Here is a 23,789-nt window from a genome sequence, read left to right as displayed (position 1 = left end):
GCGGTGGACACGGCGGAAGAGGCCAAGGCCCTGGCCGACTCCATCGGCTATCCTGTGCTCATCAAGGCCTCCGCCGGTGGCGGCGGCCGGGGCATGCGCCGGGTCTTTGAGCCGGAGCAGCTCATCCCTCTCTTTGAGGAGGCCCGCAGCGAGTCGGTGGCCTGCTTCGGCAGCGGGGAGATGTACCTGGAGAAGCTGATTCTCAACCCCCGGCACATCGAGTTCCAGATTCTGGCCGACAAGGAGGGGCACGTCATCCAGCTGGGTGACCGGGACTGCTCCATCCAGCGGCGCAACCAGAAGCTGCTGGAGGAATCCCCCTCCAAGGCCCTCACCCCCGAGCTGCGGGAACGGATGGGCGCCGCCGCCGTGGCCGCCGCCAGGGCCGCCCGCTATGAAAACGCCGGCACCATCGAGTTCGTGCTGGACCAGGAGGGCAACTTCTACTTTATTGAAATGAACACCCGGGTACAGGTGGAGCACCCGGTCACCGAGCTGGTCACCGGAGTGGACCTGGTGCGGGAACAGATCCGCATCGCCGCCGGCCTGCCTCTGTCCCACACCCAGGAGGACATCACCCTCCGGGGACACGCCATCGAGTGCCGCATCAACGCCGAGGACCCGGCCCACGGCTTCCAGCCCCGGCCGGGAAAGATCGACTTTGTCCATCTCCCCGGCGGCTGCGGGGTGCGGGTGGACACCGGCCTGTACACCGGCTATACCCTGCCTCCCTACTATGACTCTCTGATGGCCAAACTCATCGTCCACGCCCCCACCCGGCTGGAGGCCATCCGCCGGATGCGCCGGGCGCTGGAGGAGCTGATCATTCAGGGTCCTCCCAACAATGTGGATCTACTCCACCAGATCCTGCACCATCCGGACTTTGTCCGGGGCAACTACACCACCGGCTTTTTGGAGGCCAACATGGACACCCTGCTGGCCTGGAGCCGGGCCGGCGGAGAGGAGACTGAGCAGAAATGAGCAACGTCTTTGCCCAACGGCGGCAGAAGCTGCTCTCCTTAAAGGCCCTGCGGGGTACCGCCCCTGCGCCCGCCCAGGCCGAGGCGGTCTGCCCCGCCTGCGGCGGCACGGTACGCCGCAAGGATCTGGCCGCCGGACGGTATGTCTGCCCCCTGTGCGGACACCACTACCCCATCGGGGCCTATTACCGGCTGAGCCTGGTGCTGGACAAAGGCACCTTCCGGGAGCTGGACGCCGCCCTCTCTTCCAACGATCCCCTGTCCTTCCCCGGCTACGCCGCCAAGCTGGACGCCGCCCGCCGGCGCACCGGCATGAATGAGGCGGTGGTCACCGCCACCGGCCGCATGGGAGGCCAGAAGGTGGCGGTGGGTGTGCTGGACAGCCGGTTTTTTATGGGCAGCATGAGTGCCGCCCTGGGTGAGAAGGTGACCCGGCTGGTGGAATACGCCGGGAAAAACAAGCTCCCTCTCATTCTCTTCTCCGCCAGCGGCGGGGCCAGAATGCAGGAGGGCATCCTGTCCCTGATGCAGATGGCCAAAACCTCCGCCGCTCTGGAGCGGTTCTCCCAGAAGGGGGGACTGTACCTCTCGGTGCTCACCCACCCCACCACCGGCGGCGTCACCGCCAGCTTTGCCAGCCTGGGGGACGTCATGCTGGCCGAGCCGGGCGCCCTCATCGGCTTTGCCGGACCCCGGGTCATTGAGCAGACCATCGGGGAAAAACTGCCGGAGGGCTTCCAGAGCGCCGAATATCTGCTGGAGCACGGCTTCCTGGATGCCATTGTACCCCGCGCCCAGCTGCGGGACACCCTGATCCGGCTGCTGCGGCTTCACGGGAAAGGAGGCAGCGACCATGCCCAATGATCTCACTCCCGCCCAGCGGGTGGCCCTGGCACGGCACGCCGACCGGCCCGGCACCGCGGAGTTTATCGACGCCCTGTTCACCGATTTCTTTGAGCAGCGCGGGGACCGGAACTGTGCCGACGACGGCAGCATTCTGGGGGGCGTGGCCCTCTTCCACGGCAAGCCGGTCACCGTTATTGGACACCGGAAGGGCCGCACCCTGGAGGAGCACATGGCCTATCACTTCGGCATGCCCTCCCCCGAGGGCTACCGGAAGGCCCAGCGGCTGATGCTCCAGGCGGAGAAGTTCGGACGGCCCATTTTTACCTTTATCGACACCCCCGGCGCCTACCCCGGCCTGGAGGCCGAGGCCCACGGCCAGGGAGAGGCCATTGCCCGCACCCTGGCCCTGCTCTCCGGCCTCACCGTCCCGGTGATCGCCGTGGTCACCGGGGAGGGGGGCAGCGGCGGCGCCCTGGCTCTGGGCGTGGGCAACAAGGTGCTTATGCTGGAGAACGCGGTGTACTCCGTCCTCTCTCCGGAGGGCTTTGCCGCCATTCTGTGGAAGGACGCCTCCCGCAGCAGCGAGGCCTGCGACGTGATGAAGCTCACCGCCGCCGACCTCTTGGAGCTGGGCGTCATCGACGGCATCATCCCCGAGCCTGCCGCCGGCGCTCATGCTGCGCCCCAGCCCGTCTACCGGGCGCTGGACGCCGCCCTGGTCCGGGAGCTGGCCGCCCTGAGCAAGCTCAGCCCCTCCGCCCTGGCGGCCAACCGCTATAAAAAATTCCGCTTGATGGGCAGCAAGGCCCTGCGAAAGGAGCGCCTATGAACGGAATCAAGCTCATCAGTACCGGCGCCGCCCTGCCGGAGCGGGTAGTCACCAACGGCGACATGGCCAAAATCGTGGATACCAACGACGAGTGGATCGTCTCCCGCACCGGCATTTCCAGCCGCCGGCACTGCTCCGGGGAGGAGTGCCACACCAGCCTGTGTCTGGCGGCCGCCCGGCAGGCCCTGGCGCGTTCCGGCATCCGGCCGGAGCAGATCGGGGTGTGTCTGGTGGCCACCCTGTCCCAGGATTTCCTTACCCCCGCCACGGCCTGCGTCCTCCAGCAGGAGCTGGGTCTGCCGGAGGATACGGTGTGCTTTGACCTGAACGCCGCCTGTTCCGGCTTCGTCTACGCCCTGCACACGGCGGAGTGCCTGTTGGCGGCGGCGCCCCGGAAGTACGCCCTGATCACCGGCTGTGAGGTGCTCAGCCGACTCACCGACTTTACCGACCGGAGCACCTGCGTGCTCTTTGGGGATGCCGCCGGCGCCGCCCTGGTGGAGTGGAACGAGGACTACCCCTCCCTCCACGGGGTGCTGGGCTGCCGGGGCAACCGGGAGGCCCTGGTGGTCCCCGGCGTCCATACCGGCTCCCCCTCCTACATCCATATGGACGGACAGGCCGTGTTTCGCTTCGCGGTGGAGGCGCTCCCCCGCTGCGCCAAGGAGGTGGCGGACAGAGCCGGCATCTCCCTGGATCAGGTGGACCGCTTTGTGTTCCACCAGGCCAACCAGCGGATTATCGACTTTGCGGTGAAAAAGCTGAAGGTTGACCCTGCCAAGTGTACCGGCAACATCGCCCGCACCGGCAACACCTCCGCCGCCAGCGTCCCGGTGCTGCTGGACGAACTGGTTTCCTCCGGCGCCCTCACCTCCGGGCAGAAGGCCCTGTGCGTGGGCTTCGGCGGAGGACTGACCTGGGCGGGCGGCCTGCTGGAGCTGGCTTAAGCCTCCAACAGCCAGCGGAACAGCCGCTGGTTGGAATTGACGCAGCCCACGCGCATGTCGCGGCCGAAAATAGATTAAATTTTTTCGCGTCTGGGACGCGAACTCTGCCAGGCCACTTTTCCAAGGGCCTAAAAGGAGCTTACAATGAAACTAAATGAACTTTTGGGGACGGAATTCCCCATCATCCAGGGCGGCATGGCCAACATCGCCACCGGCGCGTTCGCCGCCGCCGTATCCAATGCCGGGGCGCTGGGCCTGGTGGGCTCCGGCGGTATGGACGCTGAGGCTCTCCGGGCTGAGATCCGCACCGCCAAAGCGGGTACCCACAAGCCCTTCGGCGTCAATCTGATGCTGATGAATCCCCACATCGACGAGCTGGCCCAGGTGGTGGTGGAGGAGGGCGTGCAGGTAGTGACCACCGGCGCGGGCAATCCGGGCAAGTATGTTCCCGCCTGGAAGGCGGCGGGCATCAAGGTATTCCCCGTGGTGGCCGCCCCCATTCTGGCCCACCGGCTGGAGCGCTACGGCATTGACGGAGTCATTGCCGAGGGGACCGAGAGCGGCGGCCACGTGGGCGAGATGACCACCATGGCCCTGGTCCCCCAGGTGGCCGACGCGGTGAGCGTACCCGTCATTGCCGCCGGCGGCATTGCCGACGGCCGGCAGATGGCCGCCGCCTTCGCCCTGGGGGCCTGCGGCGTGCAGGTTGGCACCTGCCTGCTGGCCAGCCAGGAGTGTCCCATTCATGACAACTACAAGCAGGCCGTTATCAAGGCCGGCGCCAACGACACCACCGTTACCGGCCGCACCGGCGGAGCTCCCGTCCGGGTGCTGAAAAACAAGATGGCCCGGGAATACCTGCGCATGGAGAAGCAGAATCTGCCTCTGGAGGAGATGGAAAAGCTCACTCTGGGCTCTCTCCGCCGGGCGGTATTTGACGGCGATGTGGACACCGGCAGCTTTATGGCCGGCCAGGTGGCGGGAATGATCCATGAGATTCGCCCCCTGCGCGCCATCTTTGAGGATTTGATGCGCGGTTATGAGACCGTGGTGAAAGGACTGAATGTATGAGCCTCGCCTTTTTGTACGCCGGGCAGGGCAGCCAGCACCCCGGCATGGGAGCCGACCTGTATGAGGCCTACCCCGTTTTCCAAGAGATTCTGGACAGCGCCGACGTGGACTTTGATTTGAAGGCGGTCTCCTTCACCGACCCCGACGGGGTGCTGAATCAGACCGAATACACCCAGCCCTGCATGGTGGCCTTTGCCGCCGGTGTAACCGCCATTCTGGCCGGGCTGGGCATCCGGCCCGACTACGCCGCCGGGCTGAGCCTGGGAGAGTATTCCGCCCTCCAGTGCGCGGGAGTGTTTACCCCCCGGCAGGCCATCTCCCTGGCCGCCTTCCGGGGAAAGGCCATGGCCTCCGCTGCCGCCGGCATGACCTGCGGCATGACCGCCGTACTTGGCCTGGACCGGGAGAAGCTGCAGCAGGCCTGTGACCAGGCCTCCGACGCCGGCGTGGTGGAGATTGCCAATTACAACTGTCCCGGCCAGCTGGTCATCGGCGGAGAGAAGGCGGCGGTGGACAAGGCCGCCGCCCTGGCCCGCGAGCTGGGCGCCAAGCGCTGCCTGCCCCTGAAGGTCAGCGGCCCCTTCCACACCTCCCTGCTGCGTCCCGCCGGGGACGCCCTGCGGGAGAAGTTCCGGGAGGTTTCCTTCGGCCAGATGGCCTTCCCGGTGCTGTTCAACTGCCTGGGCCGTGAGATGGGAGAGGGCGACACCATTCCCGCCCTGCTGGAGCGCCAGGTCCAGTCCTCCGTCTACATGGAGGACACCATCCGCCGGCTGGAGGAGCTGGGGGTGGACACCATTGTGGAGATCGGGCCGGGCAAGGCCCTCAGCGGCTTTGTGAAAAAGACCGCCCCCTCCATCCAAACCTACGCCGTGGAGACCCCCGCCGACATTGAGGCGCTCTCCGCGGCCCTGAAAGGATAAAGGTATGAGTATGACTGGAAAAACCGCCGTCGTCACCGGCGGCAGCCGGGGCATCGGCCGGGCCATCTGCCTGGAGCTGGCCCGCCGGGGGGCCAACGTGGTGTTCTCCTACGCCGGCAACACCGCCGCCGCGGAGGAGACCCTGACCGCCCTCCAGGCGCTGGGGGTGGAGGCCCGGGCCGTCCAGGGGGACGTGGCCGACCCCGCCGCCGTAAAGGCCCTCATTGACACCGCCGTAAAGGAGCTGGGTGGGCTGCACATCCTGGTAAACAACGCCGGCATCACCCGGGACAACCTGGCCATGATGCTGAAGGAAGAGGATTTTGACGCCGTCATCGCCACCAACCTGAAGGGAGCCTTCCTGTGCATGAAGGCCGCCGCCCGGCCCATGATGAAGGCCCGCTACGGCCGGATCATCAATCTTTCCTCCGTGGTGGCCCTGCGGGGCAATCCCGGCCAGATCAACTACTGCGCCAGCAAGGCCGGGGTTATCGGCATGACCAAATCCCTGGCCAAGGAGCTGGGGGGCCGGGGTATTACCGTCAACGCGGTGGCCCCCGGCTATATCGCCACGGATATGACCGCCGCCCTGCCTGACGCCGCCCGGGAGGCCATGCTGGCCACCATTCCCGCCGGCCGGGCCGGAAAGCCGGAGGACGTGGCCGCCGCCGTGGCTTTCCTGGCCTCCGAGGAAGCGGGCTACATTACCGGACAGGTCCTTTCCGTCGATGGCGGCATGGGCATGTGAGGAGGAACAAACATGGAAAAACGCAGAGTTGTCATTACCGGCATGGGGAGCGTCAATCCCCTGGGCCATAACATCACAGAGACTTGGCAGGCGGTGAAAAACGGGGTGTGCGGCATCGCCCCCATCACCCAGTACGACTCCGCCATGCAGAAGGTCCATCTGGCCGCCGAGGTGAAGGACTGGGATCCCACCTCCGTACTGGATAAGAAGGAAGTGCGCCACATGTCCCGCTACGCCCAGCTGGCCATGGCCTCCGCCAAGGAGGCGGTGGCGGACAGCGGGCTGGATCTGGAGCGCCTGGACCGCACCCGCTGCGGCGTGATCGTCTCCAGCGGCGTGGGCGGCATCTCCGGTACCGAGCAGGAGCAGACCCGCTGCATGGAGAAGGGCTTTGACCGGGCCTCCCCCTTCTACATCCCCTCCACCATCGCCAACATGGGCGCCGGACTTATCGCCATCGCCTTCGGCTTCCAGGGCATGTGCACCTGCCCCGTCACCGCCTGCGCCGGCGGTTCCAACGCGGTGGGCGACGCCTTCCGCCACATCCGGGACGGCTACGCCGAGGTGATGCTGTGCGGCGGCGCCGAGGCGGCCATTACCCCCCTGTCCATCGGCGGGTTTACCTCCATGCGTGCTCTCCACGTGGGAGACGACCCCGACCGGGCCTCCATTCCCTTTGACGCGGAGCGCAGCGGCTTTGTGATGGGCGAGGGTGCCGGCATCCTGCTCCTGGAGGAGTATGAGCATGCCAAGGCCCGGGGCGCCAAGGTGTACGCCGAGGTGCTGGGTTACGGCGCCACCTGCGACGCCTACCACATGACCGCCCCCGCCCCCAATGGGGAAGGCGGCGCCAGGGCCATGGCCCTGGCCCTGGCCGACGGCGGCGTGGCTCCCGAGCAGGTGGGCTACATCAACGCCCACGGCACCTCCACCCCCCTCAACGACTCCGGCGAGACCGCCGCCATCAAGACGGTGTTCGGCGACCACGCCTACAAGCTGGCCGTCAGCTCCACCAAGTCCATGACCGGACATATGCTGGGAGCCGCCGGCGCGGTGGAGGCCATCTTCTCCGCCCTCACCCTCCACGACGGATATCTCCCCGCCACCATCCACTATCAGGTAGCTGATCCGGCCTGTGATCTGGACTATGTCCCCAATCAGGGCCGGGCCGCTCAGGTGGAGTATGTGCTGTCCAACTCCCTGGGCTTCGGCGGCCACAACGCCTGCGTCCTGTTCAAGAAGTGGGAGGGCTGAGAAATGATGCAGTACAATTCCAATGAGATCGCCCAGATCATCCCCCACCGCTATCCCTTCGCCCTGGTGGACCGGATTGTGGACGGCGAGGAGGGCAAGTGGGCCAAGGGCATCAAGTGCGTCACCGTCAATGAGCCTTTCTTCCAGGGTCACTTCCCCCAGTATCATGTGATGCCCGGCGTGCTGATTCTGGAGGCTCTGGCCCAGGTGGGGGCGGTGGCCCTGCTGTCCATGCCGGAGAACCGGGGCAAGATCGCATTCTTCGGCGGCATCAAGAACGCCCGGTTCCGTCGCCAGGTCACCCCCGGCGACGTGCTGGAGCTGGAGTGTACCCTCATCAAGCAGAAGGGGCCGGTGGGCATTGGCGAGGCCAAGGCCACGGTCAACGGCCAGGTAGCTGCCACGGCGGAGCTCACCTTTGCCCTGGGAAGGGATTCCTGATTGTCTTTTCCTCCGCCGTCTGATACAATGAACAAAATGCTTGAGAATGCGGAGGTCCGGCATGCTGGAACAGAGATTTGAAACTGTGTATACGAAATTCAAGCTGCATTTTTATCAGGAGATCTTTGAGCGCTTTCAAAACCGGGAGGCCAGCCTGACCACGGTGGAAACCTTTGCCATGGAGACCATCCAGGCTCTGGGTTCCCCCACGGTGAACGAGTTTGCCTCCTTTATGCGGATCTCTCCCCCCAACGCGGCGTATAAAATCAACAGTCTCATCCGCAAGGGGTATGTGCAGAAAATCCAGTCCGCCCAGGACAAGCGGGAGTACCATCTGCGGGTGACGGAAAAGTACAAGGAGTACTACAACGTCAGCAGCGACTATGTCCGCGTGGTCACCGAGCGGATGCGGGAGCGGTTTACCCCAGAGGAGTGCACCAAGCTGGAGGAAATGCTCTCCATCATCAGCAAGGAGCTGATGCCGGAAATCAGCCTGGGTGCGGCAGAAGAGAACTGATTGGCCGCAAATGAACCCGGCCGGAAGTTTCATTTCAACTTCCGGCCGGGCTTTTTTACTCAATATCCAGTTCCGGCGGCACGTCGATCTCATCAGAGACGTACCTGCCGTTTTTCTTCCGCTGCCGGACGCACTCGGTGAGCAGATACTCAATCTGCCCGTTTACCGAGCGGAAATCGTCCTCCGCCCAGGCGGCAATGGCCGCGTACAGCTTGGGCGACAGGCGCAGGGGGACCTGCTTCTTGCCGTCGGCCGCCATGTCAATACAGGCTGCCGGAGTTGACCACCGGCTGAGCGTCCCGGTTGCCGCAGAGCACCACCAGCAGGTTGGACACCATGGCCGCCTTCCGCTCCTCGTCTAGCTCCACCACCTGCTTCTCGCTCAAGCGCTCCAGGGCCATCTCCACCATGCCCACCGCCCCGTCCACAATCATCTTCCGGGCGTCTATGATGGCGCTGGCCTGCTGCCGCTGGAGCATGACGGCGGCAATCTCCGGGGCGTAGGCCAGATAGGTGATGCGGGCCTCGATAATCTCCAGCCCCGCCTGGGCCACCTTGCCCTGGATTTCCTCCTTGATGCGCCCGGCCACCACCTCGCTGGAGCCCCGGAGACTGCCCTCGTCGGCAACGCCGTCTCCGGTGGTGTCCACATTGGGGGCCACGTCGTAGGGGTAGATGCGCACGATGTTCCGCAGGGCGCTGTCACACTGGAGGGACAGGTATTCCTTGTAGTTGTCCACGTCAAATACCGCCTTGGCGGTATCCACCACCCGCCACATGACGGCAATGCCAATCTCCACCGGGTTGCCCAGGCAGTCGTTGATCTTCTGGCGGTTGTTGTTCAGGGTCATAATTTTCAGGGAAATCCGCTTGCCCACCGTCTCGGCGTCCGCCTTCAGGGACACGGCCTTTCCTCCGCCGTCCACATCCCCGCTCTGGTTCAGCCGGGTCTTGGCCGCCGGATTCACGCCGGAGCAGAAGGGGTTGACATAATAAAATCCTTCCCCCTTCAGGGTGCCGATATACTTGCCGAACAGGGTAAGTACCAGGGCTTCCTGGGGCTTGAGCACTTTCAGACCGCACAGAAAAATCCAGCCCAGGGACACCCAGACAATACACACAGCCATCAGGACTGTTGCGGCAGCTCCGCCTCCATCGTCCAGTGCAATGGCGGCCCAAACAATCCCTGCCACGGCTGCCACATATACCAGCAAAATCAGCAGCAGCACGGCCAGACCGTTTTTATGGCCCCTGATGATCTTCTCTTCCATGAGAGCACCTCCGCTCTTTATTTGATATCAAAATAATATCACTTTAATATTCCTTTGTCAAGAAAAAAGGCCTGCCGCAAACCATTCGTTTTGCGGCAGGCCCCGGACTATCAATCATCCCTGTCTTTTTCCCACTTCAGGATGGAACCGGTAAAGGCGTCGATCTCATACTCGTACTCATAACCGCCGGCCTTGAATTCCACTTTATAGTGGGGGTACTCCTCGTCCAGCTCGTCCTCCACCTCCAGTTCATATACCTGGGACAGGCTCACTCCCCCGTGGCTCAGGGCGGTGTCCCGGGCGGCATCCCGCCCGATGACGCCGGACTGACCCCCGCCCGTCTGGGTTCCCGCCTGCCCGCCGGAGGGCGCGGTCCACTCCGCCCCCTCTTTTTCCATCTTGAGAATCTCGCCGGTGGAGGCATCCACATCATATTCGTACTCCACGCCGTTGGCGAAGAACTCCATTTCATACACCATACGGCCGTCCTCGTAGTCATAGCCGGCCTCCTTCCAGGTCACCGAGGCGGCGTCCAGCCCGGCATGGGCGAGGGCCGCGCTCTGGGCGGCCTCCAGTCCGATGTAGCCGCTCTGGCTGGCCGAGCCGGTGGAGGTAATGGCGCTCTGCTCCGCCACCGTCTCCCCTGCTTGGGCGGGCTGGTCCTGCACCGCCGTAGAGTTGACCAGCAGATTGAGTTCATTGATGGACAAACCGGCCAGAGATTCAAAGCTCAGGTGGGTACTGCTGTCCACCAAGGTCTGGATCAGGGCGGCCTTGCCCATGGAAATGCCGTAGGCTTCCGCCTGCTGCCGCAGGGCGTCGTCCCCGCCTGAGAAGCTCTGGGACAGGATCGCCCCGTGAATGGAGGCCGACTCCAACACCTGGGCGATTTCCCCGGTGAGCTTTTCCTCCAGGGCCGCGCCCCGGGCGGCGTCGCTGTCCTCCACAGAGATCAGCACGGAATTGGCCAGCTCGTCCACGTAGCCGTGCTTGAGCAGGGAACCCACAATGGCATTCACCGCCACATTCAAATCGGTGCCGCGCAGGTCCATGCCGTCCAGAATGTTTCCGGCATCATCGTTGATGGGCTGGGCGGACAGGACCTTTTGCGCCTCGCTGACCTCCAAAAGTACGCTGGGGTTTACATCCAGGGAGACCAGCGACGCCACCGCCGACGCCCTCTGGTACCGCACACCCATCACACCGCCGGCAAGAACCAGCACCAGACAGGCCGCCACCAGCCAGGGCGCCGCCCGGCGCATGGGCCGCCGGCGCTTCGGAAGGGGAATCACATCCCCGCTCTGGGCGCCGCAACGGGTAAGCACCCCGTTCAGGTCGTCAGGCGCGGCGTGCTCCAGAGCCGTGCGCAGACGGGCCTCCACTTCCCGCTCGTTCATGTTCTCTCCCCCCCTTCCAGGATTTGTTTCAGTTTTTGCAAGGCCCGGCGGTATTTGGACAGCACCGTGGCCAGAGGCAGCTCCAGCAGGTCCGCGATCTCCCGGTGCTTCCAGCCGGTCACCGCGTGGAGAATCACCACCTGCCGCTCCTCATCGCTCAGGCCGGACAGGGCGGTCTGGAGCACCTGTCGGTCCTCCGCCGTCACCAGCGGACTGTCCACCGCCAGCCGCTCCCACTCCTCCGGCTCCAACGCCTGGGTCTTGCCCCGTTCCCGCAGCTTCATCAGCGCCAGGTTCCGGGCCACCGCCAGGATCCACGCCAAAGGCATGCCCTGGGGCCGGTAGCGGGGCGCGTTCTCCCATATGCGCACAAAGGTATCCTGCGTGACATCCTCGGCGTCGTGGGTGTGCTTCAGGTAGGACAGCGCCAGGCCGTAAACAGAAGTCCTGGCCCGGCGATACAGCTCCTCCAGGGCGCTCTGATCCCCCTGCGCCAGCCGGAGCAGCAGCGGCTCCAGCAGCTCCGGCGCAGTCAGGCCCCGGCTCTCCGCCGCCATGGTTTCCAATAAAATCAGCATACTACCGCTCCCCACTTCTCTCCGCCTGTATAATGCGCGTCAGCGGCATTTTATTGCATGGCGGCCGTTTTTTCTTCCCACTTGCCGCCGCCCGCAATGCGGCCGCTCCCATGGGTTCTATTATATCTCCCCCGGCCGCCGGCGTAAAGCCCCTGCCGTCTTCTTCCAGCGCCGCGGCGTATAAAACCGGCTCCATCCCGCATATCCTAGTGCCGGGTGATTGCGAAAATGAAATCAAACCAGTGGAAACCATATGTTCTCTGGGTCCTGGGAACGGAGGCGGTGGGCGGATTGTCCGGCTGGCTGACCAGAAAGGGTGCGGCGCTCTACACCCGCTCCGTCTCCAAGCCGCCCCTCTCCCCACCCGCCCCGGTCTTCCCGGTGGTGTGGACCGCCCTGTTTGCCCTTATGGGAGTGGGCGCCGCCAGAATCTATCTGTCGCCGCCGTCCGCCGGGCGGAGCAAGTGCCTGACCCTTTTTGCCGCCCAGCTGGCCTTCAATTTTTTCTGGAGCATTCTCTTTTTCAACGCCCAGGCCTTCGGCGCCGCCCTGATCTGGCTGGCCATTTTGTGGGCGCTGATTCTATGGATGATTCTGGAATTCCGAAGGGTGGACAAACTGGCCGCCTGTCTCCAGGTTCCCTATCTGCTGTGGGTGAGCTTTGCCGCTTACCTCAACTTTGGCGTATGGGCGCTGAATTAGGCAAATCCGGGGCAATGCGGATGGAACCCACCTGCCCGTCCCGCCGCTTTTCTGCGCAAAAAAACTGGCCGCTGGTGCGGCCAGTTTTTTTGCGCAGGCAGATCGATGCAGACAGCCGTCCCTCACTCCATGGGGAGCACCTGGTCGGCGGAAAAAACCGGGTTTGGGTTGGTGATGACGATTCCCATGTGATTGCAGATCACGCCGTTGGCGCTGTCATGCCAGCGAGTGAGAAATTCCTCCCGCTCAATGTAGGTATAGTTGCCCAGGGTGGAGGGGTCCATAAAGTAGATATTCTCCTCGTCATACCCAATGGCAATGACATAGTGGCCGCACTCCCACTCGTCGGTATAGTCGTATCCGCTCTCCCCATACCAGGCCTGGATGCAGCAGATCACCGGTTTCCCCTCGTCAATGGCGGCACAGAGTTCCTCCAGCGTCATATCCTCCCGCTTTTCCGCTCCAATGCCGTCGGAAAATTCCGTACCCAGGCCAAGCCACCAGCCGTCCTCCGGGGTGACCTCGTTCAAAAACGAAATGATCCGGTCTATATTCGTCCCGTCCTCCGGCGTGCTGCCCAGCTCCTGGGCCAGATTATCCTCCCGGAAATCAATACCGTTGTAGTATAAAATCGACTGGGCGCAGGCCACGCCGCAGGTGTAACCCGTCCCCTGGCGCACCACCGGCAGCGCAATCAGATTGTCGGGGAGCTGGGACGCCTCCCCGCTGCTTTGGGAGCCGCAGGCGGAGAGCAGCATTACTCCTGTCACAGCTAAAAAAAGCAGCTTTTCCACCGTTTTTCTCATTTTCCGTTCACCCTCCTTCGGACAAAATACCATTGCCGCCCGGCAAGCGGTTCGGGCGTTGCTTGACGAGGTAAGCATACCACAAACAGGCGCCGGACGGCAAGCATTATCCCCGCGGCTCAGGCGGAAAACATCAGTACCATGGTGAGAATCAGCAATACCGGCACCAGAAGCACAACCAGCAGGATTTTCCACAGAGTCTTGTCCTGGCGCCGCACCGGGGGGATAAAGTCCGCCCCCGTTTCCGGCAGAGGGCTGCCGCAGTGGGGACACACCCGCCAGCCGTACTCCACCGGCGCGCCGCAGCCGGGGCAGGACGCCTTCAGCCGGGCGCCGCACCGGGGACAGGAGAGATACTCCTCCCGGACGGGGGCGGCGCAGCCGGGACAGAGCAGGTCGGCATAGCTCCCCCGCACCAGCAGGTAGATGATAAGGCCCACAAACATGGGGGCCAACACCGCCACCAGGGTCCACAGCACGGCGTTCATCCCCCTCCGGCTGGCGTCCCGGTAGACGTAGACCCCGATGAGCACGGGAATTCCAATCAGAACCGCCAGGTAGATCATGAGAAACACCGCCACATTCAGCGAGAGCAGCATGTAAACTCCCTCCTTTTCTGTACAAATACAATGGTAAGCACGCAAGCCCCTGTCACGGCGGCGCAGAGGTGGAACAGGCAGGCCAGGGCCAGGAGCGGATACAGGGGATACAGCGCCGCCCCGGTCAGCAGCAGGCAGAGCAGGCCCAGCATCCCCGCCAGCGCCAGCAGAGCGGTCTGCCGCCGGAGACGGCGGCGCTCCAACTCCGCGGCCAGGGTTTCCTCTCGGAGGACGGGAGGGGACTCTCTGTCAAAATGGTAGATTTGCTTCATGTTCCAGCGCCTCCTTCAGCCGTTTTCGCGCGTGGTTCAGCCGGGACTTCAGGGTGCCGGGGGGAATCCCCAGGGCCTGGGCCGCCGAGGCCACGTCCATATCCCGAAAATAGAAGAGAATAACCGCCGTTCGCAGCTTGTCCGGCAGCCGGTCAATAGCCTGGTGGAGATCTGCGTACTCCTCCGGCCCCGCCTCCCCCTCCGCCGGCACGGCGGCCAGGAAGGCGTCCTTCTCCTCGCCGGTGGAGAAGCGGTTCCAGATGGGGCTGCGGGCCAGCCGCCGCAGAGTGCTGCGGTAGGTGTTGACGCAGATGCGGGTGAGCCAGGGCTCAAACTCCTGGGCCGGGTCATACTGCTCCAGATGGGCCAGGACCTTCAGCCAGGTCTCCTGATACAAATCCTCGGCGTCCTGGGGACTGGTGCACAGGGTGCGGCACAGGCCGTACAGCCGCCTTCCGTGCCGCCGGATATATATCTCTATCACGCGCTCCCGCCTCCTTTCACCCATTCATACGCCTGAGGCGGGCGCCCGGTTCACCTGATTTGAAAAAAAGCGGACCCCGCGGGGTCCGCTTTTTTCTCACTTGCCCAGCTGCTTGTTTTTCTCAAAGGCGGCCAGCACCGCCTGGATGGCGGCGGAACGGAAGGCGTTCCGCTCCAGGGCGGCCACCCCCACGATGGTGGAGCCACCGGGAGAGCAAACCTCATCCTTCAGCTGGCCGGGATGCTTCCCGGTCTCCAGCACCATGGCCGCCGCCCCCAGCACCGTCTGGGCGGCGTAGGTCAGGGCCTGGCTCCGGGACAAGCCGGCCATCACCCCGCCGTCGGCCAGGGCCTCAATAAAGGGATACACATAGGCCGGACCGCAGCCCGCCACAGCGGTAAACTGGTCCATCAGCCCCTCGCTGATGCGCTCCACCCGGCCGGCGTCAGCCAAAACGGCCTCTACCGCCGCCAGGTCGGTCTCGTTTCCCACCCCGCCGTCGGTGAGGGCCAACATTCCTTTTCCAATGGCGGCACAGGTATTGGGCATCACCCGCAGGATGGGGATGTCCCAGGAAATACCCTGTAAAAAGCCCCGGAGGGCGGCAATCTCCACCCCGGCGGCAATGGACACCAGGGTTTTCTTCTCCCCCCGCTGGTGACAGGCATTCAGAGCCGGCACCAGAGCCGCCGCCACCCCGGGCAGCACCTGGGGCTTGACACAGAGGAAGAGATATTCCCCCTCCTCCGCCGCTCCGTCGTTGTCCGCCGCTGCGGCGCAGCCCAGCTCCGCCGCCAGAGCCGCCGCCTTCGCCCGGTCGTAATCGGCGATCACCACCTGCTCCGGACCCACGGCCCGGCAGGCCGCCCGAATCAGGGCGCCCCCCATGTTCCCGCTGCCTAAAAACGCCGCACGCTTCATCATTCTCATCCTTTCTTATCTCACCAATCCGGCACCAGGTCCTCCAGCAGCTCCAGCTCCCGGAACACCGCCGCCGCCCGGGCCTCGTATTCTTCAGGATTCTTGGCCTTGCGGATGGCCTTTCCATGCCTCTCTCCGTCCCGGAAGAGGCAGATAAGGTAGCACCACAGCTCCTTCATCCGCAGCATGGCGCTGTGCCGGCTGCCGAATCCCCGGGTATACCCCTCGTACACCTCCGTCAAAAAGCCCTCCAACTCCTCCCGGGAGGCGGGCGGCCCTCCCGCCAGCTTCCGGGCCAGGGCCGGGTCCCCGACAAGTCCACGGCCCAGCATCACCCGGTCCACGCCGGGATAACTCCCCCAAAACTTCTCTACCGCCGCCGTGGTATACAAATCGCCGTTGTAGCACACTGGCGCCCGGCTTCGGGCCGCCGCCGCAGCAAACACCTCCCGCCGGGGGCGGTTTTTGTACTGGTCCCGCTGGACCCGGGGGTGGATAATCAGCTCCTTCACGGGAAAGCGGTTGTACAGTTCCAGAATGGGCCAGAACTCCTCCGGCTCGGCAATACCCAGCCGGGTCTTGATGGAGACGGCGATGGGGCATCGGGCAAAAATCTCCTCCAAAAACGCCTCCAGCTCCACGGGATGGGCCAGAAATCCCGCTCCCTTCCCCTTGGCCGTCACCGTTCCCGAGGGGCAGCCCAGATTCAGGTTGACCTCCTCATAGCCCATGTCCGCCAGGGCGTTGGCCGCCCACAGGAAGTCCGACCCCCGCCGGGTGAGCAGCTGGGGTACCAGCGGCACCCCCTCGTTGCCCGCCGGGGCAATCTCCCGCAGCTCCCGCTTGGGAAAGACATGGTCCTGAGTGGGGGAGAGAAAGGGCGTATAATACCGCGCCACACCCCCAAACCAGCGCCGGTGGACCCTCCGGTACCACAGACTGGTGACCCCCTCCATAGGGGCAAACTCCACTTGCAACGGCCTCTTCCCTTCTTTCCCGCGCTGCTGCTGAAAATTGTAGTCCATCCGCCGCTTTTCTGTCAAGCATCCGTTCGTCCCCGCATGTTCAAAGGGCGCCGGCCATAAAAAAAGGACGCATGCGCATCCTTTTATGCCTGAAGTCCGCCCAGGGCGTGCTCCTTGATCTTTTGAAAGGTCTCTTCGCTCAGGTCGTGCTCAATCTTGCAGGCGTCCGCCGCCGCCACCTGGGGGCTGACCCCCAGACGGATAAAAAACTGGGTGAGCAGCTTGTGCCGCTCATAGATCCGGCGGGCGATCTCCTCCCCGGCGGGGAGAAGAGAGATAAAGCCCTCCTTATCCATCTCAATATATCCGCTCTCCCGCAGCTTCTTCATGGCCACGCTGACGCTGGGCTTGGAAAAGTGCAGGTGATTGGCAATGTCGATGGACCGCACCAGCCCCCGGGTCTCATGGAGGCTGAGGATGGTCTCCAGATAATTTTCAGCGGATTCATAGATATTCATGGCGCATATCCTTTCCTACGGGGGCTTTTTTACAGTTTAGCACAACTTACCGTCCTTGACAAGGCGGTTCCAGCCGCCGCCATGCGGGAACCTGCCGCCACAGCAGGCAGGCCAGCCACCCGCACAGCAGACCCACCGCCAGGCCGGCCAGCACATCGCTGGGGAAGTGGACCCCCACATACAGCCGGGAGGCGCCCATCAGCGCCGCCAGCACCACCGCCAGCACCCTCACCCACCGCCAAGGCAGGGTACGCCACCAGGCGGAAGCGGCGGCAAAGGCGGCGCAGGTGTGGCCGGAGGGGAAGGAGTTGGGGTCGTGTTCCGCCACCAGGGGGACCAGCCCCTCCACCGTCAGCCAGGGCCGGATGCGGCCCACCAGGTGCTTGAGGGTCACATTGGTACACAGCAATCCCAGCAGCATGGCCAGCAGACCGGCCAGCCCCGCCTTGCGGGTTTTGGGGAAGCAGAGCATCAGCAGGGACAGGACAATCCACAGCATGCCCGCATTGCCCAGCCGGGTGTAGTAGCCCAGCAGGCCGTTGAGCGGCGTGCAGCGCAGAGTCTCCTGTATCCACAGCAGGATTCCGCCGTCTATCTCCAGCAGCCATTCCAGCATCGTCGTTCCTCCTAAAAAATCAGGGGCGGTGGATAGACCGCCGCCCCTTTTCCTCCGCTGGTTTCCTATGCCTGCGCCCCATCGTCCCACTGGCAGTTGATAATGGTGCCGGTGGCCATCTCAAACCGGTCGGTCTTGACGATATGGCTCTTGCCGATACGCACCTCCTGGGTGCCGATCTCCGTGGTGATGGGATTGACCACGTTGCACTCAATGGTAAACGTCAGATCCAGCAGCTCCTTGTCGGTGGACACCAGCAGCATGTCGCCGCTGGCACTGACGGTGGCGCTGGTGGTATGGGGCTGGGACTCCACCGCCACCACCTGGCCGTCCAGCATCTCCCCGGAGGCCATCAGCGTGGCGTCGCCCGCGTCCACAAAGGCCTTGACACTCTCATAGACCTCCGGCTGAACGCTCTCCACCAGCACCTGGTAGGTTACATGAACGGTCTTGGGATTGACCGCTACCGAGCTGTTGGGACCCAAAAACTTGAACCCCAGCACGGCCCCGGCAATCACAATGACCAGAAGCACCAGCAGGTCCACAATGTTGATCTTTCCAAAGAGTCTGCCCTTTTCATCTATCATCTTTTATAGCCTCCGAGGTTGTAAATTCGACCTATCGTTGGTACAATGGTACTCAGGTATTGTATCATATCTCCCCACAGCCCGACAAGTCTTTTCTTCGGAGGTTTCCGCTTCATGAAGGTCATCCATTTGATCTCCGGCGGCGACAGCGGCGGGGCCAAGACCCACGTCCACTCGCTGCTTCAAAATTTATCCCACACCATTGATGTGACCATGGTGTGCTTTATGGAAGGTCCCTTCGCCCAGGAGGCCCGGGAGCTGGGCATTCCCACGGTGGTGTTTCCCGGCCACAATCTGCTGCGCACCTACCACACGCTGAAAAAAATGGTTCTGGAGGAGGGCTACCAGATCATCCACTGCCATGGCGCCCGGGGCAACATGATGGGCGCCCTGCTCCACCGGGCCACCGGCCTGCCGGTGGTGACCACCGTCCACTCCGACTACCGGCTGGACTACCTGGGCCGGCCCTTCTCCCGGCTCACCTACGGCACCATCAACACCATCGCCCTGCGGCTGCTGGACTACCGCATCGGCGTGTCCGACGCCATGACCGACCTGCTTATCTCCCGGGGCTTCGACCCGGACAAGCTGTTCACCATCTATAACGGCCTGGATTTCACCCCCCGCACCCCCGCCATGAGCCGGGAGGCCTACTGGAAGAGCGTGGGTCTGAAGGCCGACGAAACCAGTGTGGTGGTGGGCATCGCCGCCCGGCTCAACCCGGTAAAGGACATCGCCACCCTGGTGCGGGGCTTTGCCCTGGCCCACCAAAGCTGCCCCAACCTGCGGCTGCTCATCGCCGGGGACGGGGAACAGATGGATATGCTGAAGGGCCTGGTCCGGGAACTGGGGGTGGCGGAGCAGGTGTGCTTTGCAGGCTGGGTCAGCGATACCGACAGCTTTTATCACGCCCTGGATATCAACACCCTCACCTCCCTGTCCGAAACCTTCCCTTACTCCCTCACCGAGGGCGCCCGGGCCGGACTGCCCACGGTGGCCAGCCGGGTGGGAGGGGTCCCCTACCTCATTGAGCACGGAGTCCACGGTTTTCTCTTTGAGGCGGGGGATGCCCAGGCCCTGGCCCACCATCTCACCACCCTGGCCCGGGATGAAGAGCTGCGCCGCCACATGGGCCAGCGGCTCTATCAGCGGGCCAGGCAGGACTACTCCCTGGAGAGTACCCTTCAGCGGCAGCTGTCCATCTACGAGACCATTCTCCGCCGGCAGGCCCGGCGTACCGGACGGCGGGACGGCGCCCTGGTGTGCGGCGCCTATGGCCGGGGCAACGCCGGGGACGATGCCATTTTGGAGGCCATTGTCACCGAGCTGCGGCAGGTGGACCCCGATTTGCCGGTGTGGGTCCTCTCCCGCAATCCGGAGGACACCCGGCTTACCTATCGGGTCAACTCCATCTATACCTTTGCCTTCCCCAAGTTCCTGTGGCGGATGCGCAAAACCCGGCTGTATATCAACGGCGGCGGCTCCCTGATGCAGGATGTCACCAGCCACCGCTCTCTGTGGTTCTACCTGTTCACCATTTCTTGGGCCAAGCGTCTTGGCAATCAGGTGATGATGTACGGCTGCGGCATCGGCCCCATCCACTCCCCCGCCAACCGCCGCCGGGCTGCCCGGGTGCTCCAGAAAAGCGTGGACGCCATCACCCTCCGGGACACCCTCTCCAAGGACGAGCTGGAGGATATGGGGGTCACCGCGCCGGAGATTCTCCTCTCCGCCGACCCCACCGTGATTCTGCCCGCCGCCCCGGAGCAGGCCATTGACGGCATTCTGGAGAGCCAGGGCATTGACCCGGCGGGAAAGTATATCGGCTTTGCCCTGCGGCCCTGGCCGGGTTTTGAGCGCAAGGCCCAAGTCTTTGCCGCCGCCGCAGACTACGCCTATGAGACATACGGGCTTACCCCCGTTTTCCTGCCCATCGAGCGGCGGTTGGACGTGGCCGCCGCCCGCACTGCCGCCCAGTATATGAAGGCGCCCCACTATATCCTCAGCGAGACAGGCAGTTCCAGCCACACCATTGGCCTGTTTGCCCGGATGCAGGCGGTGGTCTCCATGCGCCTGCACGCCCTGGTCTTCTCCGCCGGCCAGGGGGTACCTCTGGTTGGGGTGGTGTACGACCAGAAAATCAGCTCCTTTTTGTCCTATATCGGCCAGGATCTGTATACCGAGCTGGAGCAGGTGACGGTGGAGGGACTGTGCGGGTATATTGACGCCGCCTGCAGGCGCATTGGGGACACGGACTTTCTGTCCGGCGGGGTGGAGCGGCTGCGCCGGGTGGAGCGGCGCAACAGTGAGACCGCCCGCAAACTGTTGGAGAGGTGAGCTGCCCTTGAATCAGATTCTCTGCCTCTCCCCCGCTCCCTGGCGGAACATCCCCACCCGCACCCAGCAATTGATGACCCGGCTGAAGGACGCCCAGGTGCTCTATTTCGAGCCGCCGGGCAAACAGTGGAAGCGGCCCGGCCGGAACATGCGCCCCGGTCTGACGGTATATACCCTTCCCCCTGTGCTGGAAGCGGAGGAGCGCCATCAGCTTCTTTTCCGCCGCCATTACCGGAAGCTGGCCGCCTTCATCCTGCGGCAGATGGACCGCCACCGGTTCCGGGAGCCCCTGCTGTGGTGTACCGATCCGGAACAGGTCCATCTGCTGGACTATCTGCCCCACCGGGGCCTGGTCTATGACTGCCACCGGGACTGGCCCGACCTGCCGCCGGAGTGGGAGAGTGAGCTGACCCTGGCCGCCGACGTGGTGTTCGCCGCCTCCCCAGGCCTTATGGACCACCTTGCTCCCTGCAACGACAACATCGCTTTGCTGCCCAACGGGGTCAATCACCTGATGTTTACCCGGCCGGAGGGGGAGTGTCCGCCGGAGCTTACGGGCCTTTCCGGACCGATACTGGGCTACTGCGGGGTGGTGTGGGCCGATCTGGACCTCTCCCCGGTGGCCGAGGCCGCCAGGGCGCTTCCCGGCTGCACCTTTCTCTTCCTGGGCAGGGTGGAGGATAGCCCCATGCTCCGGTATTTGGAGCAGCTTCCAAACGTACGCCTGCTGGGCCGCCGGCCACCGGTGGAGGTACCCGATTACCTGGCCCGGTTCGACGTATGTCTCAACCTTCGCCGCAGGTCGGAGCGGTTTGACGATGTGATTCCCACACGGGTGTTTGAGTACCTCTCCTCCGGCAAGCCCATTGTATCCATGTTCTATCCCGACCAGGTGGAGCACTTTCCTGACGTGGTCTATGGCGCCCACTCCCCGGAGGAGTTTGCCCGGCTGTGCCGCCGGGCGCTGGCCGAAACCGGAGACTGGGCGCGCCTGCGCCGGCAGGAGCACGGCGCAGGCGCCGCCTGGACGGTGCGCTCGGAGCAGGTACGGCACATCCTCACCGCCATCGGTCTGTACCGGTAAGGCATATCCCAGCCCCCTGCCCAGTAAACTGGGCGGGGGGTGTTCTTATGCTGGCGTCGATTTCAATCCATCCGGTGACCGCCCTGACCTGCGCTCTGGCCCTGGCGGTAATGGCGGTCAACGGCTGGACCGACGCACCCAACGCCATCGCCACGGCGGTATGTACCGGGGCCTTGCCTTTCCGCCGGGCGGCGGCACTGGCCGCCCTGTGCAACCTGCTGGGGCTGCTGTGGGCCACCGCGGTCAACACCACGGTGGCGGAGACCTTGTTTGACATCGCCGGATTCGGGGCAGACCGGGCCGCCGCTTCCTCCGCCCTGTGCGCCGGCCTGTGCGCTGTGGTGCTGTGGTCTGCCGCCGCCTGGCGCTTCGGCATCCCCACCAGTGAAAGCCACGGCTTGGCTGCCGCCGTCACAGGGGCCGCTCTGGCCCTCCCCGGCGGCGCCGTACGGTCCGGACCTTGGCTCAGGGTCCTGCTGGGGCTGGGGCTGTCGGTGACTCTGGGCTGGCTGGGCGGGCGGCTGGGCCGCGCCGCCCTGGATCTGACCCGCCCCGGCCCCGGCCTGTGCCGCCGGGGACAGGTGGGGGGCGCGGCGGCCATGGCCTTCCTCCACGGCGCCCAGGACGGGCAGAAATGTCTGGGAATTCTGCTGCTGGGACTCTCTCTCCCCCAGGGGGAGCCCGCCCGAGCCTCCTTTTCCGTCCCGCCGGAGCTGGCTCTGCTGTGCGCCGGAGTGATGGCGGCGGGTACCACCCTGGGAGGCGACCGAATCATCAACCGGGTGGGCCGGGAGATGGTGTGCCTCTCCCCCCGGCAGGGGCTGGCCGCCGATTTGGGGGGCGGCGCCTGCCTGCTGGTCTGCACCCTGCTGGGTCTGCCGGTGAGCACCACCCACGCCAAAACCGCCGCCATTCTGGGAGCCGGCTCCCGCTCCGACCGCCGGGTAGCGGGGGAAATCGCCCTCACCTGGCTATGTACCTTTCCCGGCTGCGGCCTTTTGGGCTTTTTCCTGGCAAGACTCTTCCGCTTTGGCCCGTGATGTGGTATACTGCCTTCTGTCCGAATTCCCCGCTATGGCACAGGAGGCGACCCTTTTATGTATCACACCGCTATTTTCGATCTGGACGGCACCCTGCTGGACACGCTGCAGGACCTGGCAGACAGTGTCAACTACGCCCTGGCTCTCCACCAGCTGCCCCCCCGCACGGTGGAGGAGGTGCGCCGGTTCGTGGGAAACGGGGTGGGTCTGCTCATCCGCCGCTCGGTGCCGGAGGGTACGGCGGCGGAGCTGGAGGCCCGGGTGCTTCAGGACTTCCGGGCGCACTATCTCATCAACATGGAGCACAAAACCGCCCCCTACCCCGGGGTGCCGGAGCTGCTGGACCGGCTCCGGGCGGCAGGTGTCCGCACGGCGGTGGTCTCCAACAAGTTTGACGGGGCGGTAAAGGGCCTGTGCCAGGCCTACTTCGGAGACCGGGTGGAGGTGGCCATCGGGGAGTCCCAGGGAGTGGCCCGCAAGCCCGCCCCCGATACCGTGTTCCGAGCGCTGGACGAACTGGGGGTTCCTTCGGAGGGAGCGGTATACATCGGCGACTCCGACGTGGACATTCAGACCGCCCAAAACGCCGACCTGCCCTGCATCTCGGTAAGCTGGGGGTTCCGAGACGGGGCCTTCCTCACGGAGCACGGGGCCGCTGTCATCGCCGCCACCCGGGAGCAGCTGGCGGAGCTGCTGCTGTCATAAGGATACAAAACCGGGCTGGCATTGCCGGCCCGGTCTGAGCCTGTCGAAAAAGGCCGTTGGCCTTTTCCGACAAAAGGCTGCATGACGGATCGGCCTCGATTTCTTGCGAAATAGTCACCCGATCCGTCATGTGAAGTGTCATTTCCGAGGCACATGTCCCCGGAAATGACGAATTTCAGTTTGATTCTGTCGCCTGCGGGCGACAGAACTCTGCGAGGCTCTCTACGGGGGAGGTTTTTCGACAAGCTGAACCAGGCCGGCATTGCCGGCCTGGTTTCAGTCTGTCGAAAAACCCGTTTCATGCTTGATGCATGACCGGGTTTTTCGCATATATCGGCCAGAATAGGAGGA

General features: G+C 64.2%; 28 protein-coding genes. 15 read left to right on the top strand and 13 right to left on the bottom strand.

The features are described from left to right. The 10 genes from Q0J74_RS03970 to Q0J74_RS03925 form a co-directional block, all read left to right on the top strand. Positions 1-981, top strand: a 981-nt coding sequence (locus Q0J74_RS03970; RefSeq protein WP_297210928.1) for an ATP-grasp domain-containing protein, incomplete at its 5' end; no start/stop codon positions are given. Next, the gene (gene accD / locus Q0J74_RS03965; protein WP_297210925.1) at positions 978-1,844 is read left to right on the top strand and encodes an acetyl-CoA carboxylase, carboxyltransferase subunit beta; all 867 of its coding nucleotides are present in this window, start codon (positions 978-980) and stop codon (positions 1,842-1,844) included. The genes Q0J74_RS03970 and accD, both read left to right, overlap by 4 nt. After that, a complete protein-coding gene (locus Q0J74_RS03960; protein WP_297210923.1) occupies positions 1,834-2,655 on the top strand; it encodes an acetyl-CoA carboxylase carboxyltransferase subunit alpha in 822 nt (273 codons plus the stop codon). The genes accD and Q0J74_RS03960 overlap by 11 nt, the downstream gene beginning before the upstream one ends. Then, complete coding sequence (locus Q0J74_RS03955; protein ID WP_297210921.1) at positions 2,652-3,602, top strand: beta-ketoacyl-ACP synthase III; 951 nt, start codon at positions 2,652-2,654, stop codon at positions 3,600-3,602. Before Q0J74_RS03960 ends, Q0J74_RS03955 begins: the two co-directional genes overlap by 4 nt. A gap of 144 nt (positions 3,603-3,746) precedes the next feature. Further along, positions 3,747-4,673: a DUF561 domain-containing protein gene (locus Q0J74_RS03950; RefSeq protein ID WP_297210918.1), complete on the top strand. Its 927-nt coding sequence runs from the start codon at positions 3,747-3,749 to the stop codon at positions 4,671-4,673. After that, positions 4,670-5,596 (top strand): ACP S-malonyltransferase, encoded by a 927-nt coding sequence (gene fabD, locus Q0J74_RS03945; RefSeq protein ID WP_297210915.1) that lies wholly within the window; start codon positions 4,670-4,672, stop codon positions 5,594-5,596. Before Q0J74_RS03950 ends, fabD begins: the two co-directional genes overlap by 4 nt. A gap of 4 nt (positions 5,597-5,600) precedes the next feature. After that, complete coding sequence (gene fabG / locus Q0J74_RS03940; RefSeq protein WP_297210912.1) at positions 5,601-6,344, top strand: 3-oxoacyl-[acyl-carrier-protein] reductase; 744 nt, start codon at positions 5,601-5,603, stop codon at positions 6,342-6,344. Between the two features lie 12 nt (positions 6,345-6,356). Beyond that, the gene (fabF, locus tag Q0J74_RS03935) at positions 6,357-7,598 is read left to right on the top strand and encodes a beta-ketoacyl-ACP synthase II (RefSeq protein ID WP_297210907.1); all 1,242 of its coding nucleotides are present in this window, start codon (positions 6,357-6,359) and stop codon (positions 7,596-7,598) included. A 6-nt stretch (positions 7,599-7,604) separates the two neighbouring features. Next, positions 7,605-8,039, top strand: coding sequence for a 3-hydroxyacyl-ACP dehydratase FabZ (fabZ, locus tag Q0J74_RS03930; RefSeq protein WP_297210933.1), 435 nt, complete (start codon positions 7,605-7,607; stop codon positions 8,037-8,039). A gap of 61 nt (positions 8,040-8,100) precedes the next feature. Then, positions 8,101-8,556, top strand: coding sequence for a MarR family transcriptional regulator (locus tag Q0J74_RS03925; protein WP_297210904.1), 456 nt, complete (start codon positions 8,101-8,103; stop codon positions 8,554-8,556). 55 nt (positions 8,557-8,611) lie between these two features. Here the strand turns inward: Q0J74_RS03925 and Q0J74_RS03920 are convergent, their stop codons facing one another. The 4 genes from Q0J74_RS03920 to Q0J74_RS03905 all read right to left on the bottom strand — a co-directional run bounded on the left by Q0J74_RS03920 (position 8,612) and on the right by Q0J74_RS03905 (position 11,802). After that, entirely contained in the window at positions 8,612-8,815 is a 204-nt protein-coding gene (locus tag Q0J74_RS03920; protein ID WP_297210901.1) for a PTS ascorbate transporter subunit IIC, read from the bottom strand. Position 8,816: 1 nt separating this feature from the next. Beyond that, positions 8,817-9,827, bottom strand: coding sequence for an SPFH domain-containing protein (locus Q0J74_RS03915; protein WP_297210898.1), 1,011 nt, complete (start codon positions 9,825-9,827; stop codon positions 8,817-8,819). 110 nt (positions 9,828-9,937) lie between these two features. After that, positions 9,938-11,224 carry a PepSY domain-containing protein gene (locus Q0J74_RS03910; RefSeq protein WP_297210896.1) on the bottom strand — a complete coding sequence of 429 codons (1,287 nt, stop codon included), beginning with the start codon at positions 11,222-11,224 and terminating at the stop codon, positions 9,938-9,940. Beyond that, positions 11,221-11,802, bottom strand: a complete 582-nt coding sequence (locus Q0J74_RS03905; protein ID WP_297210893.1) for an RNA polymerase sigma factor — start codon at positions 11,800-11,802, stop codon at positions 11,221-11,223. Before Q0J74_RS03905 ends, Q0J74_RS03910 begins: the two co-directional genes overlap by 4 nt. A 228-nt stretch (positions 11,803-12,030) precedes the next feature. On the opposite strand from Q0J74_RS03905, the gene Q0J74_RS03900 reads away from it, so the two are divergent. Then, positions 12,031-12,504 (top strand): TspO/MBR family protein, encoded by a 474-nt coding sequence (locus tag Q0J74_RS03900; RefSeq protein WP_297210890.1) that lies wholly within the window; start codon positions 12,031-12,033, stop codon positions 12,502-12,504. 122 nt (positions 12,505-12,626) lie between these two features. Here the strand turns inward: Q0J74_RS03900 and Q0J74_RS03895 are convergent, their stop codons facing one another. The 9 genes from Q0J74_RS03895 to Q0J74_RS03855 all read right to left on the bottom strand — a co-directional run bounded on the left by Q0J74_RS03895 (position 12,627) and on the right by Q0J74_RS03855 (position 18,272). Further along, positions 12,627-13,310 carry a C39 family peptidase gene (locus Q0J74_RS03895; RefSeq protein ID WP_297210887.1) on the bottom strand — a complete coding sequence of 228 codons (684 nt, stop codon included), beginning with the start codon at positions 13,308-13,310 and terminating at the stop codon, positions 12,627-12,629. Between the two features lie 119 nt (positions 13,311-13,429). Continuing rightward, on the bottom strand, positions 13,430-13,909 hold the full coding sequence (locus Q0J74_RS03890) for a zinc ribbon domain-containing protein (RefSeq protein ID WP_297210883.1): 480 nt from the start codon (positions 13,907-13,909) through the stop codon (positions 13,430-13,432). Beyond that, the gene (locus Q0J74_RS03885) at positions 13,894-14,181 is read right to left on the bottom strand and encodes a hypothetical protein (RefSeq protein ID WP_297210880.1); all 288 of its coding nucleotides are present in this window, start codon (positions 14,179-14,181) and stop codon (positions 13,894-13,896) included. Before Q0J74_RS03885 ends, Q0J74_RS03890 begins: the two co-directional genes overlap by 16 nt. Next, positions 14,159-14,665, bottom strand: a complete 507-nt coding sequence (locus Q0J74_RS03880) for an RNA polymerase sigma factor (RefSeq protein WP_297210877.1) — start codon at positions 14,663-14,665, stop codon at positions 14,159-14,161. The genes Q0J74_RS03885 and Q0J74_RS03880 overlap by 23 nt, the downstream gene beginning before the upstream one ends. A 96-nt stretch (positions 14,666-14,761) precedes the next feature. Then, positions 14,762-15,586, bottom strand: coding sequence for a pyrroline-5-carboxylate reductase (gene proC, locus Q0J74_RS03875; RefSeq protein ID WP_297210874.1), 825 nt, complete (start codon positions 15,584-15,586; stop codon positions 14,762-14,764). A 20-nt stretch (positions 15,587-15,606) separates the two neighbouring features. Beyond that, positions 15,607-16,557: a tRNA dihydrouridine synthase gene (locus tag Q0J74_RS03870; RefSeq protein ID WP_363315549.1), complete on the bottom strand. Its 951-nt coding sequence runs from the start codon at positions 16,555-16,557 to the stop codon at positions 15,607-15,609. A 137-nt stretch (positions 16,558-16,694) separates the two neighbouring features. Beyond that, positions 16,695-17,069, bottom strand: a complete 375-nt coding sequence (locus Q0J74_RS03865; protein WP_297210869.1) for a metal-dependent transcriptional regulator — start codon at positions 17,067-17,069, stop codon at positions 16,695-16,697. A gap of 46 nt (positions 17,070-17,115) precedes the next feature. Beyond that, positions 17,116-17,685, bottom strand: coding sequence for a phosphatase PAP2 family protein (locus tag Q0J74_RS03860; protein ID WP_297210866.1), 570 nt, complete (start codon positions 17,683-17,685; stop codon positions 17,116-17,118). 65 nt (positions 17,686-17,750) lie between these two features. Next, positions 17,751-18,272, bottom strand: coding sequence for a DUF4330 domain-containing protein (locus Q0J74_RS03855; protein WP_297210863.1), 522 nt, complete (start codon positions 18,270-18,272; stop codon positions 17,751-17,753). A 114-nt stretch (positions 18,273-18,386) separates the two neighbouring features. On the opposite strand from Q0J74_RS03855, the gene csaB reads away from it, so the two are divergent. The 4 genes from csaB to Q0J74_RS03835 are packed head-to-tail and all read left to right on the top strand — an operon-like array spanning position 18,387 to position 23,438. Continuing rightward, positions 18,387-20,609 (top strand): polysaccharide pyruvyl transferase CsaB, encoded by a 2,223-nt coding sequence (csaB, locus tag Q0J74_RS03850; RefSeq protein WP_297210860.1) that lies wholly within the window; start codon positions 18,387-18,389, stop codon positions 20,607-20,609. Positions 20,610-20,616: 7 nt separating this feature from the next. Beyond that, positions 20,617-21,693: a glycosyltransferase family protein gene (locus Q0J74_RS03845; protein WP_297210857.1), complete on the top strand. Its 1,077-nt coding sequence runs from the start codon at positions 20,617-20,619 to the stop codon at positions 21,691-21,693. Between the two features lie 47 nt (positions 21,694-21,740). Beyond that, on the top strand, positions 21,741-22,733 hold the full coding sequence (locus tag Q0J74_RS03840) for an inorganic phosphate transporter (RefSeq protein WP_297210854.1): 993 nt from the start codon (positions 21,741-21,743) through the stop codon (positions 22,731-22,733). A gap of 57 nt (positions 22,734-22,790) precedes the next feature. Further along, positions 22,791-23,438, top strand: coding sequence for an HAD family hydrolase (locus Q0J74_RS03835; RefSeq protein WP_297210850.1), 648 nt, complete (start codon positions 22,791-22,793; stop codon positions 23,436-23,438). The last annotated feature ends 351 nt before the right edge of the window (positions 23,439-23,789 follow it).

The sequence above is a fragment of the uncultured Flavonifractor sp. genome (assembly GCF_944387675.1).
In the GTDB taxonomy this organism is placed as follows: domain Bacteria; phylum Bacillota; class Clostridia; order Oscillospirales; family Oscillospiraceae; genus Flavonifractor.
The sequence above is the reverse complement of the archived record's forward strand: the minus strand, read 5'-3'. Positions and strand labels throughout refer to the sequence as shown.